Genomic DNA, 15,139 nt, shown 5'->3' with positions numbered 1-15,139 from the left:
AACCGTTCGCTATCAACAACACTCTAGCCCACCTTTACCGTTGGGGTAACGATGCCCTTTTCTCTTCAATATCCTTTCAATTTCAACGTTGAAATTTCAGTAAGCTGATGAAACTGTCGCTACCAAGATCTCGCGGGTTTCCGACCCCGTACATGGTGAAAGGCTCCAGGGTCCCCGCACCGCTTTAGACAGCACGGCCATGCAACATGAATTGACGTGTGTGACATAGCGTCTCCTCCTCACACTCACCTTGTTGCTTCATAGGGATGACTTATTTTGACTAAGCCTCGATTTCCCGTTGATATCACCAGTGGCATTTCAGCTCTGGAGGCTCACCCAATCCTCACCGCAATGTCGGATGAAGGGTGCTTTCACGAGCAGCTCGGGTTACGGCTCCCCCTGGGGATTTACAACGTTTCGATTTCTCGAGTAACTGACAAATTGATTCGTCTGTGCCGGAGGGTCGAGACGTATTTCAACGCACCGGACACTGTGGATCCTCAAGGCGATACCCGTGAAGTGCTGCTAGAAATCATCGATTACATCGAGCTTTCGCTTTATGCGGCGGCAGAGCATGTTGATGATGTGAAGTCGATCTGCACTGGATTTTTCAAGCACACCAGCGTTCGTGACAAGGATCAGGCATATAGGGCACTTGAGAAGGCAGTGAAGCAACACAAACACTTCGTGGCCTCAGCAGCTAACGCTATCAAGCATCAGCAATCACGGATTCGTATAGCCACGATTGAATTTAAGGACGAGGGGCATGTAGGGGCATTGCATGGGTATTTCATTGAAGGTGTCGCCAGCGGCGTCATCGGTCCCAGCTCGACTTTTCACAAAGCAAAAAAACTATTCTCCCTAACGAGCCTGGCTTGGGAGATTGTGTTGTTTCTTCTGCTTGTCTCACGGGATCTGGCGATTTTCTTGCGATCAGTAGGCGTGCAGCGTGAAGGTCCCGTAAGAGTTACCTCTGAGCAATTCGCGAAAGCAATCGTAGCCGCAGCTCGTTTACCAATTTACGATTTTGGAGAAGCGCATCCTTTCTCGAAAGCCGCTATAGAACTGAAAGCGTCAGAAACATCCTTGCGCCTGCTGGATTCTTCGCTATACGGCTCTATCCGGCACGGCTGGTCCATCTCATCAACACCAGCGTTCGGACAACTCACATCCCAATATGAAGGTGATGGAAAAACGAAGCAGTTTGAGTTCTTTCACCCGGAATCCGTTTCTTTCCAGCATTGGACTTAGTATTTAGGCTTAACAACCGTTGTGGTGCATTTGGCATCGTGTATCCCCTGCCTCCCCCGGCCTTGGAGAACGCTCATGGAAGATGTTTCGCTGCTCGTATCATTGCTCACCCGAATCAACGAAAACCAGCTGGCCTTAGGCGCGGCGGTGGAGGAGCTCGCCGTCTGGGTGGAACAAAGAGGCTCAACAGATATAGCCAACAACGTTAGGGGAGCGTTAGAAACCCTGGACCAGAACGCGGGCTTCATCAATCTAGCGCTGATATCCCTAAAGGCTGAAGGAAGGGAATGACTCCATTCATCGCGACCGTTGCGTATCCGGATGCGAACCTCACCTACCCTTTGAGAAAGGCTCCAGCGGGGCAGCGTCGGACTCGCTAGTAAACGTCTCCGTGTATGCCTATGTGTATGCCTAACCAAAACACTACCAGCCGCCCCCTTATAAATCGGGCATCACAGCCTCCAGTTCAAACGACGCCTGGGCACCATATAGAAGAAACGAGAAAGCCTCAGTCCGCAGGGACTGGGGCTTTTTTGTGGGTACTGGAAAGCTCTGCGCAGCATCGTGGCGAATGCCCACCGCTTCATCGACGACAAGTCCTCTTAGCCACATCATCAATAATCGCATCCAACTCCGCAAAAACTGTGTCCGCATCAATAAGCGGGCGCGGATCATTTCTACTGGCAGCTATCGCATTACGAATTTCGGCAGCCTTCAAAAATTCAAGATGCTTCGATTCAGCCTGCTTGGAGGCGGAGTTAAACAAATTCCGATACATCTCTATTCTTCCGTAATACGACCATTAGGGTTTTCATACGCGTGCCTTATTTTTGGACAGGAGGTCTTCCATGTTGCTTGACCCATACCTCAATCAACCTCATTTACCAAAGCTTTCGTATTGGGTCGGCAGCTTCGGTGTGTATGACAGAGAGGAAACACTGGGTGAAGAGCTTAATAAGTACGATCCTAACGATCCAGTGGATCGTGACCTTCTGATTCGACGGTACTGCCTGCGTTTACTCCCTAGAGAAACCTTCCATCACCGTAGCGCAGAATTTGACTTGCTTGAGCAAACCTTAGGCGCTCCGGATTTCGACTTTGCTTCTGTCTGGGAAGATGATGAAGATGATTTTCACGACTACTGGTCTTGGCCAAGTGACTGGCCAGAAATCACTGATCCTCGAGGTTTTTTCCAAGCCATCAGAGACACTGCCGAAGAGGTCTGGCATGAAGATCTACTGCGCTCGAAGCTGCCTAGCCTGCAGAGTTGCAGAGAAATACCTGAACGAGATCTTGGAACATGCGATTGGTTGTTCAGCGTAGGCAACTCCCAAGAGTGGAAAAGCGTTTTCAACCTCGCTGTCACTCCAAGCGATCTAAAAACACCAGGTCCTGTTTTTCACAAAGATGGTTTTACGTTAAGCATCGAAGGACCAATAAACCATCTGATTTTTCGACCATCGCATTGGCCTCCCAGCACTGCGTTCACCTATTGCGAGCTCGATGCCTCGGTCTCGGGCATCAGCGAATTAGAATTCCGCGGCAGCCAGTTTGCTGGTCAATTAAGAGGCGTGCTGACACGACTCAAGGTGGGATATTACTTGCGCATGGAGATCGGTTTCGATTGTGTGATTGAGTGTGTCGCTCTTCATGTGAACATAGCCAATGTCGTAGGGAGCTATCAAAGTAAGTCGTGCTGATGAAAAAGAAAAAACCGCCGAAGCGGTTTTTTGTCATTCAGTCGTCCAATCAAACTCGTCGTACTCATCATCGTCCTCGTCCCGCTCCTCCAACACCTCATCATCAACGATGTCTTCCTCAGGAACGGCGTCTTCCTGCTTATTCAGCAGAAACTCCTTACGACTCTCAATAATTCCCCGCCTCAGCTCTTCGCCCTTCACAGGGCAGTTGAACATTTGGGCGATGCGATCGATTTTTTCGCCACGGCTTCCTCCAACGCATCGGCTATGCCCCGATAGTGCGCGCTTTCGGGGGCTGATGCCAAATGGGCGGAGGGTCTGCCGGTCAGTTTTTCTTCAAGTCCTTGAGTAGGGCCGTGAGGTTTTCGTCAGGGAAGCGTTTGTGCAATGTCTTCAACAGTTCATCAGCGGCCTGGGTTTGACCGGTGTTTTGCAGGCGAATCACTTCGTGCAATTGATCATCCAGGGATTTCACCGGAGCAGCCGCTCGCTTGCTGACTTTTGCTTCATCAGCCATTTCGGCGTTGATCGATTCACTTTGAGCAGGCGCGGCAAAATCCGCCATTGGAGCAGCAGGCACAGGCGCGGACATCGCGCCGGACGGTACAGCGAGAGCGCGGGCAACCGGTGCGGCTTCTTTCTTCGCCGCAAAGGACGAGGCTTTGGGCGCCGGGGCGGAGTCGAACTGCGGCACTTGCTCAGGCGTTCGCTGCACCAACGCCAACATCAGCGCTACGCCAACAAGGCTGGCGAATGCGACTTGCCAGCGAGGTTTCTGGCATGCCTGAACCCAACGCTGCCAAAGGCTCGGTTTACGCGCAGGCACTTCCCGGTGAGCAGCAGCCAAAATAAAAGCATCCAGATGCGCCGGTGGGCCATCGCCGCCGTGCTCGCGAAAATGCTCGATCGCTTGTTCGTCGGAAGTTTTGCGGGCGTCAGTCATGTCAGTACCTCCTCGGCCAGCAGCCGACGCAGTTTTTGCTGGGCGTAGCGTAAGCGGCTTTTGACGGTTTCCAGCGGTGTTTCGGTGAGGCTGGCGATTTGTGGCAGGTCGAGTTCGCCGTGGGCGCGCAAGAGGAAGACTTCGCGCTGGTCGGCGGGCAAGGTTTGCAGGGCGGTTTCGAGGCGCTGGGTGTCGCGGCTCAGGCTCAGCAGTTGCTCGGGGTCGGCGGCGTTGTCGATCACGGCGTGGGCCTGTTCGTCGTAGCTGTCGTGCAAAGGGTTGTGGATGCCATGTTTGCGCCAGTGGTCGATCAGTCGGTTGCGGGCAATCTGGTAAAGCCAGGTACGAAAATTCGCCCGGCCTTGTGGCTGACTGGTGCTGCGGATCAGGCTCAGCCAGGTGTCCTGGTAGACCTCTTCGGCGAGTTCGGCTTTGCCGCTGAGGCCGAGGAGGAATCGATAAAGTCCCTGGCGATGGCGGGCGTACAAGATCTCGAACGCCGGCCCGTCGCCCGAGCGATAGCGCGCCAGCAGCGATTCGTCGCTGCTGGCATCGGTGCTCATTTCAGGAGCAGTCATATCAGCGATGATCCCTTTCACTCGATCCGGTTGGCATTGGACATCTGATTCGATGCCGAGGAAGTGCGCAGGCTCTGCGCCAACTCGACCAGTTGCACGAATTCCGCGCGCAGACCAAAGCGGTCATCGCCCCGAGCACCTCGGGCCAGGGCTGCGGTGTCTTTCAGGCTGAAATCGCCGGTGTAGCGTCCGTCCTTCAGTTGCTGAGAAAACGCAGCGACGGCCGCCGCAAATCGCAGGTCTTCACTGGCTGGCGCCGCGCTATTAACAATAGGATGCTCGATCAAGCGGCTGTTCCCACCTTCAGGCAGTTGATATCGCACACGCAGCATCGCCATTTCCCCAGACTTCCCGGAAACGCCTGACGCAGCATCGCCATAGCGCAGCGGTTCCAGCCAACCCTTCTCGCCCTTCGGCACAATTTCGTACAACGCCGTCACTGTATGCCCTGCCCCTATTTCGCCGGCATCGACCTTGTCGTTATTGAAATCTTCACGGTTCAACGCGCGATTTTCATACCCCAGCAGCCGATATTCGCTGACCTGCGCCGGGTTGAACTCCACTTGCAGCTTCACGTTCTTCGCCACCACGTCGAGGGTCGAGCCGAGTTGATCCACCAACACTTTGCGCGCTTCACGCAGATTGTCGATGTAGGCGTAGTTGCCGTCGCCAGCGTCGGCCAGTTGTTCCATCAGGTGTTCATTGTAGTTATCCACACCAAAACCCAGGGTGGTCAGGGAAACGCCCGTCTTGCGTTTATCCACAGCCATTTGCTTGAGGCTGTCGAAGTCGCTGACGCCGACGTTGAAGTCACCGTCGGTGGCCAGCAGGATGCGGTTGATGCCTTTGGGGATGAAGGCCTGTTGCGCCATTTGATAGGCGAGCTCGATGCCCGACGCTCCAGCGGTTGAGCCACCCGCAGTTAATTGGTCGATGGCTGTACGAATTTTCGCTTTTTCCCGTCCGGACGTAGGCTCCAGCACCACACGTGTTTCGCCGGCATAGACCACCAACGAAACCCGATCCTGTTCGCGCAGTTGATCGACCAGCAATTTCAGGGTGCTTTTGACCAGCGGTAAACCCTCACGGCGGTCCATCGAGCCGGACACGTCCACCAGAAACACCAGGTTCGCCGGGGCCAGTTCGGCTACCGCACGGTCGGAAGCCTTGATGCCGATGCGCAGCAAGCGGGTATGCGGGTTCCACGGTGACGGCGTCAGTTCGGTGGTCACGCCAAATGGCGAGCCATCGGTGGGCAAGGCGTAATCGTAGGGGAAGTAATTGACCATTTCCTCCAGCCGCACGGCGCCTTCGGGCGGCAAACGCCCCTGGTTCAGCAAGCGCCGGACGTTGGCGTAGGCGCCGGTATCGACGTCGGCGCTGAAAGTCGAAACCGGTGCTTCGGCCACGCTGTGGATCGGATTGTCCGCCAGCACCTGATATTGCTCGCGCTGCTCATCCCGATAACCCGGCGCAGGAGACTCGGGCATCGGCGCATACATCGCCGATATGGCCGGACGCGCACTGCGCTTGGCCATCGAGGTATCCGCCATGACCGCCTCACGCGGCACCAATGCGTCAGTTTTCAGCTCACCTTGGGCCGGTGGCGCCACGACTGCAGCCGAATCAGGCTTGGAAGAAACGCCGCAACCGGCAACAGCCAGCAGTAACCCAATGGCGAAACCATGGGCGGCCGGGCGGAGGAAGTGCAGAGGGAGGGACATGGGGGGCTGACCTCAGGAGGAAATTGATCCATTCATCCTCTGAGACGGACAGCCCGCCAGGTTCGGGTTAAACCGCTGTGAAAAAATCTTCAGCGGTGATAACGCCGCACCACGCTGCTGTTTTTCAGCACGTGATCTTTGATCTTTTCCAGCAATTGCACGCGGGTCAGGCCGGCAGGCAAGGCGTCCGGCGCCAGGTCCAGTGCGTAGATCTGGATGACGTAGTGGTGCGCGCTGTCGCCGGTCGGCGGGCAAGGGCCGACATAGGTCGTGACGCCTTTGGTGTTGGTGCCGCCGACGCCCTCAAAAGTGGACTTTGTGCCGATACCGGCCGGAATCTGGTGGGTGGTCGGCTTGATGCCGTAATGCACCCAGTGATCGACGCCCTGGCCTTTCTGGCCATCAGGATCATGCATGACGATGGCGTAGCTGAGGGTGCCTGCCGGGCCGGCGTTCCAGTTCAGGGCCGGGGACTGGTTGTGACCGCCACAACCAGACGCGTCGCTGGCAGCGGCCGAGGTGAACAGTCGATCGTCGGTGACGCCTGGGATGTTGAGGGTGAAACGTTCCTGGGCCTGCACGGGCAGTTGCACGCAAAGGGCGACTGCAACGGCCGCCAGCCAAGGGTTCAGAGAGGTCAATCGGGTCATTACCAGAGCACCTTGTGCGGGTTAGGCCGTCGTCGGCTGGCAGACTATAGCCGTACCGTTCGCCCGTTGGCAGTGGCAATTGGGCTGAACCTCGGGATAAGGGCCAAACTCAATAGAGAAACACCTGCCTGGAGAGCGCTCATGGCACTGCACCGCGTTGCCCGTTTCGTCGATGTGCCAGAAAACCGGGGGCTTGAAGTCCGGATCAAGGACACCAAAATTCTTCTGCTGCGAGTCGGTAATCAATTGCGCGCCTTCCAGGGCGAATGCCCCCACGCCGGGGCGCCGCTGGCCGACGGGGCGCTGTGCCACGGTCGGCTGATCTGTCCCTGGCACAAGGCAGCCTTTCGGATCGAGGATGGCGCGCTGTGTGAGCCGCCGGCCCTGGACAGCCTCAAGCGCTACCCACTTGAAGTGCGTGAAGATGAGGTCTGGGTCGATGATCAGCCATTCTCAGACGCACACACCCCGCCGGCGGATGATGAGCGAACCTTTGTGATCGTCGGTGCCGGGGCCGCAGGTACAGCGGCGGCTGCGGCATTGCGCGAAAAAGGTTTTGGAGGGCGGGTGCTGCTGATTGATCGGGAGGCCGATGCCGGCTACGACCGCACCGTGTTGAGCAAATTCGTGATCGCCGGGGAGATGCCGCCTGAAGAAATCCCGCCCCTGCGCGACGATGACTTTTATCGCGAACAACGCATAGAACGAATCCGGGGCGAAGTGGCGAGCCTGGATGCGCCAAACAAAACCCTGCGCCTGGCCGATGGCCAAGCCCTGAGCTTTGACGCCGCATTGCTCGCCACCGGCGGCATACCCAAGCCTTTGGAGCTTCCCGGTGCAGATCTGCCGCAAGTCTTTGTACTGCGCTCGAAAGATCAGGCGCTGCAGATTCTCGACGCAGCCAAACCCGGTCAGCGGGCGGTGATCATCGGTGACAGTTTTATTGCCCTGGAGTCGGCTTCGTCCCTGCGCGCATTCGGCTTGGACGTGACCGTGCTGGCGCGCCACGCCGTGCCCTTCGCCGCCCAGTTCGGCGAAACCGTCGGCAAAGCGATCCGGGCGCGACACGTTGCCCACGGCGTGGTCTTTCACACCGACGGTGAAGTCGCGTCCATCGAGGGCACCGACAAGGTCGAAGCGGTGCTGCTCGACAATGGCCAACGTTTACCGGCGGATCTGGTGTTGGTCGGGATAGGCGTCACCCCGGCCACTGCGGTGTTTGCCGATCTGCCGAAGGAAAAAGACCAATCGCTGAAAGTCGACGGCGGTATGCGCGTGACCGATGGGCTGTGGGCCGTCGGCGATATCGCGACCTTTGCGCTCAACGGCCAGCCTCAGCGGATCGAGCATTGGCGCCTGGCGCAGCAACAGGCGCGGATCGCTGCTGCAAACATGTTGGGCGGCGATGAGCACTATCTCGATGTGCCGTTTTTCTGGACCTGGCACTTCGGCAAAAACTACGACTACCTTGGGCATGCTGATAGTTGGGATGAGGTCGAGTTCAAGGGCGATCCGTACCATCCGCCCTTTATCGGGCTGTTCGCCAAACATGGAGTGCTGGTAGCGGCGGTGGCTTGCGATGAAGAACGGGCGATGGCGATGCTGGCCGAGCGGATGAAGCAGCCGCTGGCAGTGGACGAGGCGTGGCGGTTGGTCCGGGATGTGAGCTGACCGCTACTTTCCTCACCCACTCTTCTGTGGCGAGGAGCTTGCTCCCGCTCGTCTGCGAAGCAGACGCAAAATTGGCGACCGCGACGACTGCCAGAATCGGGAGTACTTCGGCCTCCAGCGGGAGCAAGCTCCCTCGCCACAGTTGAGTGCAGGTCAAAATGATGCGCGCAGGTTTAGTGACGACTAAGCGGCTCTCGATTGTCGTCATCCTCAGCCGGCAAACGAATCACCAGCGGATGCTCCAGCGGCGCCAGCGGCGGCGGTTGCCGCGCCGGATTAATCGGAACGTAGTGGCTGATCACATGGCTGACGTCGCCATCCTGATTGTTGTGAATGGTCATCGAGCCCGGGGTGCGCAGTTTTTCCAGACGATCACCGGTCAACTTGAAGCTTTTGCTCAAGCCGTGATCGTCCACAACCGGTGCCGGCAGCCGACGCTGGGCGAAGCTTTTGCTTTTGCGGTGCTGATAACGCGCCCAGGAAATCAGGACCACTGCGTTGAACAACGCCACCCACAAGTAGATTTGCAGCGTACCGAGGGCGTCGAAAAATGACGCATCGATGCGCGGGCCGTCATGCGTGTCGATCAGCGGCCAGAGACCGCGTACCACCAAATACAGCAGACCGATCCAGGCCAGTATCGTGAAAAAGGCGTCGATCACGATCAGAAAAGGACGCTGCCGGGTTCTGATGATTTTCATTTGATGACCTCTTCCTCATCGTCATTCAGCGGTTTGATGCCCCGGTCCGGACTGACCCAACGCGCGCGTTTCTGATGTTGGCCGAACAGCACTTTTGGAAAGCTGACCAGGGTGGTGAGCAAGCTGATGAGCCAGAACACCAATGGATACCAGACGACCCAGAACATGGTTTTCCAAAGGCCCTTCTCGTAGCGCCGGTCAATCAGAATGCTGATCGCGAACTGCAACAGGCAGACCAGCGCCAGCAGCAACCCGGTAAAGGCCGGCGGTAATAAGTGATGCACAGCGATGGGATCGGGCATTTCGACAAATTTGCCCATTGCCCAGAAGATCACCGACAGCAGGAAGGTGAACGCCCAACCGGTGGACAGGCAATATTCGAACAGCAGCGGCCACAGGTAACGATGGCGGTACTGCCAGATGCCACGAATGTTTTTGAACAACACTTCGGCGCCGCCCTGGGCCCAGCGCAAACGCTGCTTCCACAGGCCGTTGAGGGTTTCCGGCATGAGGATCCAGCACAGGGCACGGGGCTCGTAGAAGATGCTCCAGTGGTCCAGTTGCAGTTTCCAGCTGATGTCGATGTCTTCGGTGATCATGTCCGGGCTCCAGTAGCCGACCCGGTTCAGGGCTGTGCGACGGAAGGCGACGATCACCCCGGAGACAGTAAAGATCCGTCCGAAGACCCGCTGTGTGCGCTTGATCAAGCCAATGATCGACGAGAACTCACCGACCTGAACCCGACCAACCAGCGTCGAACGAGTGCGGATTCGCGGGTTGCCGGTCACCGCGCCGAGGCGCGCGTTATCGAGCATCGGCGCCACCAGGTAGGCTGCGGTATTCGGCGCCAGCAGCGCGTCACCATCGATGCACACCAGATACTCACTGCGTGCGGCGATGGCACCCATGCGCAGGGCCACGGCTTTGCCCTGGTTTTCCGCCAGGTGCAGCACCCGCAATCGTGGGTCTTGCGCGGCCAGTGCGTCGAGTACGGCGGCGGTGTTGTCCTTGGAGCCGTCGTTGATCGCGATCACTTCGATATTCGGATAATGCTGGGCCAGCGCCGCGTGGATGGTGTCGGCGGCGTTTTCACCTTCGTTGTAGCAAGGGATCAGGATCGAAATCATCGGCTCACCGGCCAGCGGTGGCGGCAAGGTGTCGTCCTTCCACGGCCAGTGCCGCTCCCAGTGCAGCCAGAAATACAGGCCGCCGGCGATCCACAAGCCGGACATGAACAGTGGATAGAAGAACACGAAGTCCATCAGGAATTGCCCGGTGAGCAGGAAGATCAGCCCAAGGGGTATCCCGAGGACGATCGCCAGAACCAGCAGGGCCAGCATTCTATCCAGCATGTTATGGATTCCACTTGTTGGAGAGCGCAGGTCGCACGGTTTTCACGTCCGGCTGGTTCTCGAGGAAGTTATCCGGGTAGTAGCCGAAGCTGGTGGCGCCCTGCCGCTTGAGGCGGCCCATCCAGTCGCTCAGCTGCGCGCCATCGATGTCGGAATCGGTTTTCTTCGTCCAGTCCTTGGCCTGCAATTCGAACACCGTGCGCTGCAGCGCGCCGGGGCGAGACTTGACCGTGGCTACCAACGCTTCGAGCCATGGCCCGGATTGCGCCAGGCTTTGTTTTTCCATGAGTGGCATCGCCATCGGCGCCGTCCAGTCGTAGGTGCCGAGGAAGTCGTCGAGGTTCTGCGCGAACCAGGCTTCGCTCTGGGGATTGAGCATCGGCTCGGCAAAGATATTACGCGCGGTCAGTACCTGCGGGCCGCGAATGGCGCGAACCTTGGCGGTGAGTTCTTTGGTGAAGTCGATCAGGTAGCGGCTCTTGAACCGCGTCCAGCGTTGCAGCGCCGCTGGATCGTCCCGCAACGCGGCAATCGAGCCCGGCAGGCCGTTGGCGGCATACACCTTGAGCGCTTCGGGGCCGGCGTCTTCGAAGTCCGAGAGCACCGCATCGTCGTGGTAGAGGATGCCGTCGACCGAGGTCAGGCGAGCGACGTCTTCGTAGATTTCACCAATGATGCGCCGCACGTTCGGGTCGAAGGGCGACAGGCGTTTGTACTGGTCCGGGTCGACCGAGGTGGTGCCGGTTTTCGGGTCCCAGCGCGTCACGCGCGGCAGGTTCGAATCCAGGGCATAACTGAGCACCGGCATCCAGGCGAAGACTTTGACGTGGGCCCGGGTGCGCAACTGCCAGGCCACGCGATCAAAAATATCGGCGCGCACCGGCAGATGGCGGTTAGGGAAGTACAGCGAGTGCACCAGGCCGTCGCCTTGCGGATCGGCGAAAGCTTGCAGGAACACCGTATTGGCGCCCATGTCGGCCATGCGCTGGATCAGTTTGCCGAGGTTGATTTCCTGCTGGGCCGGGTCCGGGTCGTAGACGTTATCCAGGTCCACATGCACCACGCGCATCGGTGCATCGGCTTGCACCGCGACGATGCTGTTGGCGAAGTGCTCGCCGTCCGGATCGGAAGCCACCAGGAAGCGCGGGCTGCTCATCAGGTCGTCGAGGGCATCGAGGCCGTCGTCCAGGGTCAGGGCCATTTGATAGCCCTGGTCATTGATAATTTGCAACGTGCTGCCGTCCGCCGTGCCGTAAGGCCAGACCCAGACTCGCGGCTTGTAACCGACGGCCTTGCGGATTTTCTCCGAGATGGTCACGACGTCGGTGCGCATGCGCGCCTGGAAGGCTTCTTCCGTCTCGTAGCGGCCGGTGGTGGCGTCATAACGCCGGGTCGCTGCCGCGGGTTGCAGGTTGCCCTGAGGGTTGGCGAGGATGCCCTTGTGGCTGGCGTCGGTATGGGCGGCGATTTCCACCAGCCCGGACTTGGAGATTTCCCGCACCTGCTCCCAAGTCAGGAAGTCCGAACGCGGACGCATTTGCCCGGCGAAATCCACCTGCTGGTTCGCCGGTGTATCGATCCATACGCCGACCGGGGCCAGCAACGCATGCCAGTTATAGGCACGCAGCACCGGCAGCACGCGGGTGTAGAAGCTCGCATAGCCGTCGTCGAAGCTCAGCAGAATCGCCTTGGCCGGCAACTCCGGACCGCCCTTGTGGGCCGCCAGGATCTGATCGATGGTGACCGGTTTGTAGTCGTTCTCCCGCAGCCACGCCAGTTGTTCAATCATGCGTTCGGTACGCACGGCCACCACCGCTTGATCGGGGTCGCGGTCTTCAATGTCGTGGTAGGCAATCCCCAGCACATGGTTTTTCGGCCACGGTGTTTCGTTGGCGGCAACAGGACGCTCGGACGGCGGCGCGAACGCCGGAGCTTGCTGGGCGCAGGCGCTGACCAGCAGCACTCCCAGCAGAAGGATGAAACGCGAGATAAAAGGCATCTTCAAACTCTTCTAGAAGCGGTAAGTGAGGTCGACGAGCAGACGCAGATCGGTTTCGCGATCGCCGTCATAAGGCCGGTTGATCACCGTCAACAAGCCGCCCACCTCGAATACATCGTTCCAGCTGTAGCGCTGGCCATAGCCCAGCAGGCCGACACCCCCGGTGCCGTAATCGCGCTGGCTGTAGGTGCCCGCACCGGCCTGGAACTGTTGGCTCCAGGAGGTTTCGTAGCGGTGATACAGAACGTGATTGACGTTCACCGTCGGCAGGACACTGAAATCGGATTTGGGGTTGAAGTACGGTACGTCCTCGGACATGGAGTTGTGGCTGGTGCCGACTTCCAGGCCGAGGTCAACTTGCACCTTCGGCGCGGTATAGACGCCCTCGCGCCCGGTCAGCAAGGCCTCGACGCGGTTGTTGCCGTCGCTGAAATGCGAGGGGCTGACCGCCAGTTTCCATTCGCGGCTTTCATTGGCGCGCCAGCGGATGAAACCGCTGCCGCCATTGGACGTCACATCGCTGTTCAACGCTCGCAGCGGGGTATCGGCCGAGAGGTAGGCGAGGCTGCCGCCGTATTGCCAGTGATCGTCAATGTCGCGGGCAATCGACAGGCGCGCGCCTTGCTTGTCGCCATAACCGAAGTCGTGATTGGAAACCTCCGCCTCCAGGGTCATGTCGCGGGTGCGGCGCTCGACACCAAGCCGTTGCGTGCGATCACGACCGGTGCCTTCCTGGAAATCTCCCGTGGCGTAGCCGACACCGGCAAATACGCGCCAGTCTTCATCGATGGGCGGGCTGTAGAGCACGGTTTCGATGCCGAAATCCTTGCTGCCGGCCACCGCACCGGCCCCGTTGCTGCCACCACCGTAACTCTTGCCGCCGTAGGTTTGCACCCGCAGCTCGGCCATGTCGTGCACGTCGCGCTGACGATCCAGACGCTGCACCTGACGGTTGTCTGGGAAACGCGCGACCACATCGTCGGTCAGCGCATCCATCTGCCGCCATTCCTGCAAGTCCATGGCGGTGTGGGCCTGAGCAACTTCCAGCCCGATGTCCCGCGGGACCATGCTCTCGGTTTCCTTGAGCTGGCTTTCCGCGCGGCGCGGCCAGGCTCGAGCGAGGTACAAGTCAGCCTGGGCCAGGCGCAAGCCAACGTTGCCCGGCGCCTGATCCACCAAAGTCTGTAAACGCTGCTCACCGGACGGCAGATCAGAGCCATACGTGCCGGCCTGGGCGGCGAGTTGCTGGGCGTCCATCCATGAGTCATTCGGGTTGCCGAAAGGCAGCCCCTTGAGTTCGACACGCGGGTTCTGGGACTTGGCCAGATTCTCCGCCACGGTGCGCGCTTCTTCCGCATGGTCGCTTTCAAGCAACGCGTAATACAGCGCCGTGGTGTCTTCGACACGATCGGCAGGGTCGGCATCAGGCGCCGCCAGCACTTGGCGATACAGGTCGGTAGCGATCTCGGGCTCGCGTCGATCCAGATAAGCACCCGCCACCCAACGCATGGCGTAGGTAGGAATTTTCACGCCTTCGCCGAGCAGTTTCTGATATTCGGTGATGACTTCAGCAGTGCGCGCACGAGCCTTTAGCGCGCCCATGCGATCAATGCGCCAGCGGATCACGTCATCGTGAGCCTTCGGATCCGGGGTCCAAGTGGTCAACAACTGGTCGTAACCGCTCAGCGCACGGTCGGCAATGACGAAGCGTTCTTTCTCGCTGCGGGTGGCGAACTCAGCCATGCGTACCTGTTCGGCGGCCAAATCACCTTCGATGACCCGCAGTTGCACCGGATCGATCAGCCCCGGCCGTTGGCGGGCCAGGCGCAGGGCCGGCTCAGGCAGGCGCGCACGTTGCAGGGCAAAGACGTATTCACGGGCAACGTCAGGCTTGCTCCCGGCCCGAATGAAGGCTTGGTCGTATTCAAACAGGGCGTCGTAGGTGGCACCGGCGCGGGTCAAGGCATAGGCCAGCGCCAGACGACGGGAAGGGTCGTCCGGTTTGGCGGCCACCAGCGCTTTGGTGCGGGTCACGGCTTCGTCAGGTTTGCCGGCGTCCGCCTGGGTCATGGCCAGACCGAGTTGCAAGTCCGGGTTCTGCGGCTCCAGCGCGAGGGCCTTGTTATAGACCTCGGTCGCCGAATCCCAGCGCTTGAGGTTGCGATAGGCGCGGGCGGTGGCGATCAACGCCTGAACCGGCAGTGCCCGATTGCGCCCCTGGGTCTCATAGACCTGCACCACTTCGGCGTCGAGGCCAGCCCAGCCGGCGATCTGCAAATGATCGCTGACCTGGCCGTTGGTGGCCTGGCTCACAGGTACCTGACGCAGTACGGTCAGCGCAGGCGTGTAGTTACCCGCACGGGCATCACGGACCATCTGGTCGTAGGGCGTGTCGGCAAACGCCAGCACGGGCCAGAGCAGCTGGCTGCAGAGTGCAATGCGCAGCAACGGGCTAAACCTACGAGGAACAACGGGACGAGAAAAACACAGCATTCGTCAGCATCCTTACATGGCCAGCCGGGCTGCTATGCCCTCCTTGCCCATTCGTAACGGAAAGCCGGATGGATAAC

Annotated in this window: 14 protein-coding genes; 4 read left to right on the top strand and 10 right to left on the bottom strand. The window is 59.0% G+C overall.

Annotated elements, in window-relative coordinates:
• Positions 1-276: 276 nt before the first annotated feature.
• Complete coding sequence (locus RHM58_RS09230) at positions 277-1,251, top strand: hypothetical protein (RefSeq protein WP_322270150.1); 975 nt, start codon at positions 277-279, stop codon at positions 1,249-1,251.
• Positions 1,252-1,326: 75 nt separating this feature from the next.
• Positions 1,327-1,542 carry a hypothetical protein gene (locus tag RHM58_RS09225; protein WP_322270149.1) on the top strand — a complete coding sequence of 72 codons (216 nt, stop codon included), beginning with the start codon at positions 1,327-1,329 and terminating at the stop codon, positions 1,540-1,542.
• Between the two features lie 292 nt (positions 1,543-1,834).
• On the opposite strand, the gene RHM58_RS09220 is transcribed toward RHM58_RS09225, so the two are convergent.
• Positions 1,835-2,029 carry a hypothetical protein gene (locus RHM58_RS09220; protein ID WP_322270147.1) on the bottom strand — a complete coding sequence of 65 codons (195 nt, stop codon included), beginning with the start codon at positions 2,027-2,029 and terminating at the stop codon, positions 1,835-1,837.
• A gap of 70 nt (positions 2,030-2,099) precedes the next feature.
• Between RHM58_RS09220 and RHM58_RS09215 the strand changes: the two genes are divergently transcribed.
• Entirely contained in the window at positions 2,100-2,951 is an 852-nt protein-coding gene (locus tag RHM58_RS09215; RefSeq protein ID WP_322270146.1) for a hypothetical protein, read from the top strand.
• A 33-nt stretch (positions 2,952-2,984) separates the two neighbouring features.
• Here RHM58_RS09215 and RHM58_RS09210 read toward each other — a convergent pair whose 3' ends face one another.
• The 5 genes from RHM58_RS09210 to RHM58_RS09190 all read right to left on the bottom strand — a co-directional run bounded on the left by RHM58_RS09210 (position 2,985) and on the right by RHM58_RS09190 (position 6,846).
• Positions 2,985-3,167: a hypothetical protein gene (locus RHM58_RS09210; RefSeq protein WP_322270145.1), complete on the bottom strand. Its 183-nt coding sequence runs from the start codon at positions 3,165-3,167 to the stop codon at positions 2,985-2,987.
• Positions 3,168-3,276: 109 nt separating this feature from the next.
• Positions 3,277-3,894 (bottom strand): hypothetical protein, encoded by a 618-nt coding sequence (locus RHM58_RS09205; protein ID WP_322270144.1) that lies wholly within the window; start codon positions 3,892-3,894, stop codon positions 3,277-3,279.
• A complete protein-coding gene (locus RHM58_RS09200) occupies positions 3,891-4,472 on the bottom strand; it encodes an RNA polymerase sigma factor (protein WP_201255480.1) in 582 nt (193 codons plus the stop codon). Before RHM58_RS09200 ends, RHM58_RS09205 begins: the two co-directional genes overlap by 4 nt.
• A 17-nt stretch (positions 4,473-4,489) precedes the next feature.
• Positions 4,490-6,196 (bottom strand): vWA domain-containing protein, encoded by a 1,707-nt coding sequence (locus RHM58_RS09195; protein ID WP_322270143.1) that lies wholly within the window; start codon positions 6,194-6,196, stop codon positions 4,490-4,492.
• 89 nt (positions 6,197-6,285) lie between these two features.
• On the bottom strand, positions 6,286-6,846 hold the full coding sequence (locus RHM58_RS09190) for a YbhB/YbcL family Raf kinase inhibitor-like protein (RefSeq protein WP_322270142.1): 561 nt from the start codon (positions 6,844-6,846) through the stop codon (positions 6,286-6,288).
• A gap of 141 nt (positions 6,847-6,987) precedes the next feature.
• Here RHM58_RS09190 and RHM58_RS09185 point away from each other — a divergent pair, with 141 nt between their 5' ends.
• The gene (locus tag RHM58_RS09185) at positions 6,988-8,517 is read left to right on the top strand and encodes an FAD-dependent oxidoreductase (protein WP_201255478.1); all 1,530 of its coding nucleotides are present in this window, start codon (positions 6,988-6,990) and stop codon (positions 8,515-8,517) included.
• A 173-nt stretch (positions 8,518-8,690) separates the two neighbouring features.
• Here RHM58_RS09185 and pgaD read toward each other — a convergent pair whose 3' ends face one another.
• From pgaD to pgaA, 4 genes are read right to left on the bottom strand one after another with little or no spacing between them, the layout of a single operon-like run.
• Entirely contained in the window at positions 8,691-9,218 is a 528-nt protein-coding gene (pgaD, locus tag RHM58_RS09180; RefSeq protein WP_201255477.1) for a poly-beta-1,6-N-acetyl-D-glucosamine biosynthesis protein PgaD, read from the bottom strand.
• Positions 9,215-10,570: a poly-beta-1,6-N-acetyl-D-glucosamine synthase gene (pgaC, locus tag RHM58_RS09175; RefSeq protein ID WP_201199518.1), complete on the bottom strand. Its 1,356-nt coding sequence runs from the start codon at positions 10,568-10,570 to the stop codon at positions 9,215-9,217. Before pgaC ends, pgaD begins: the two co-directional genes overlap by 4 nt.
• A gap of 1 nt (position 10,571) precedes the next feature.
• The gene (pgaB, locus tag RHM58_RS09170) at positions 10,572-12,569 is read right to left on the bottom strand and encodes a poly-beta-1,6-N-acetyl-D-glucosamine N-deacetylase PgaB (RefSeq protein WP_201199516.1); all 1,998 of its coding nucleotides are present in this window, start codon (positions 12,567-12,569) and stop codon (positions 10,572-10,574) included.
• A 12-nt stretch (positions 12,570-12,581) separates the two neighbouring features.
• Positions 12,582-15,062 carry a poly-beta-1,6 N-acetyl-D-glucosamine export porin PgaA gene (pgaA, locus tag RHM58_RS09165; RefSeq protein WP_201199514.1) on the bottom strand — a complete coding sequence of 827 codons (2,481 nt, stop codon included), beginning with the start codon at positions 15,060-15,062 and terminating at the stop codon, positions 12,582-12,584.
• Positions 15,063-15,139: the final 77 nt, after the last annotated feature.

Origin of the sequence: Pseudomonas sp. 10S4 (assembly GCF_034344865.1) — a bacterium.
Taxonomy (GTDB): domain Bacteria; phylum Pseudomonadota; class Gammaproteobacteria; order Pseudomonadales; family Pseudomonadaceae; genus Aquipseudomonas.
The sequence above is the reverse complement of the archived record's forward strand: the minus strand, read 5'-3'. Positions and strand labels throughout refer to the sequence as shown.

What these genes read in the sequence shown, in the direction of transcription:
- pgaC (WP_201199518.1), bottom strand. Translation starts at nt 10,570, where the DNA reads ATGCTGGATAGAATGCTGGCCCTGCTGGTTCTGGCGATCGTCCTCGGG.
- pgaB (WP_201199516.1), bottom strand. Translation starts at nt 12,569, where the DNA reads ATGCCTTTTATCTCGCGTTTCATCCTTCTGCTGGGAGTGCTGCTGGTC.
- pgaD (WP_201255477.1), bottom strand. Translation starts at nt 9,218, where the DNA reads ATGAAAATCATCAGAACCCGGCAGCGTCCTTTTCTGATCGTGATCGAC.
- RHM58_RS09190 (WP_322270142.1), bottom strand. Translation starts at nt 6,846, where the DNA reads ATGACCCGATTGACCTCTCTGAACCCTTGGCTGGCGGCCGTTGCAGTC.
- RHM58_RS09195 (WP_322270143.1), bottom strand. Translation starts at nt 6,196, where the DNA reads ATGTCCCTCCCTCTGCACTTCCTCCGCCCGGCCGCCCATGGTTTCGCC.
- RHM58_RS09210 (WP_322270145.1), bottom strand. Translation starts at nt 3,167, where the DNA reads ATGTTCAACTGCCCTGTGAAGGGCGAAGAGCTGAGGCGGGGAATTATT.
- RHM58_RS09215 (WP_322270146.1), top strand. Translation starts at nt 2,100, where the DNA reads ATGTTGCTTGACCCATACCTCAATCAACCTCATTTACCAAAGCTTTCG.
- RHM58_RS09225 (WP_322270149.1), top strand. Translation starts at nt 1,327, where the DNA reads ATGGAAGATGTTTCGCTGCTCGTATCATTGCTCACCCGAATCAACGAA.
- RHM58_RS09200 (WP_201255480.1), bottom strand. Translation starts at nt 4,472, where the DNA reads ATGACTGCTCCTGAAATGAGCACCGATGCCAGCAGCGACGAATCGCTG.
- pgaA (WP_201199514.1), bottom strand. Translation starts at nt 15,062, where the DNA reads ATGCTGTGTTTTTCTCGTCCCGTTGTTCCTCGTAGGTTTAGCCCGTTG.
- RHM58_RS09220 (WP_322270147.1), bottom strand. Translation starts at nt 2,029, where the DNA reads ATGTATCGGAATTTGTTTAACTCCGCCTCCAAGCAGGCTGAATCGAAG.
- RHM58_RS09185 (WP_201255478.1), top strand. Translation starts at nt 6,988, where the DNA reads ATGGCACTGCACCGCGTTGCCCGTTTCGTCGATGTGCCAGAAAACCGG.
- RHM58_RS09205 (WP_322270144.1), bottom strand. Translation starts at nt 3,894, where the DNA reads ATGACTGACGCCCGCAAAACTTCCGACGAACAAGCGATCGAGCATTTT.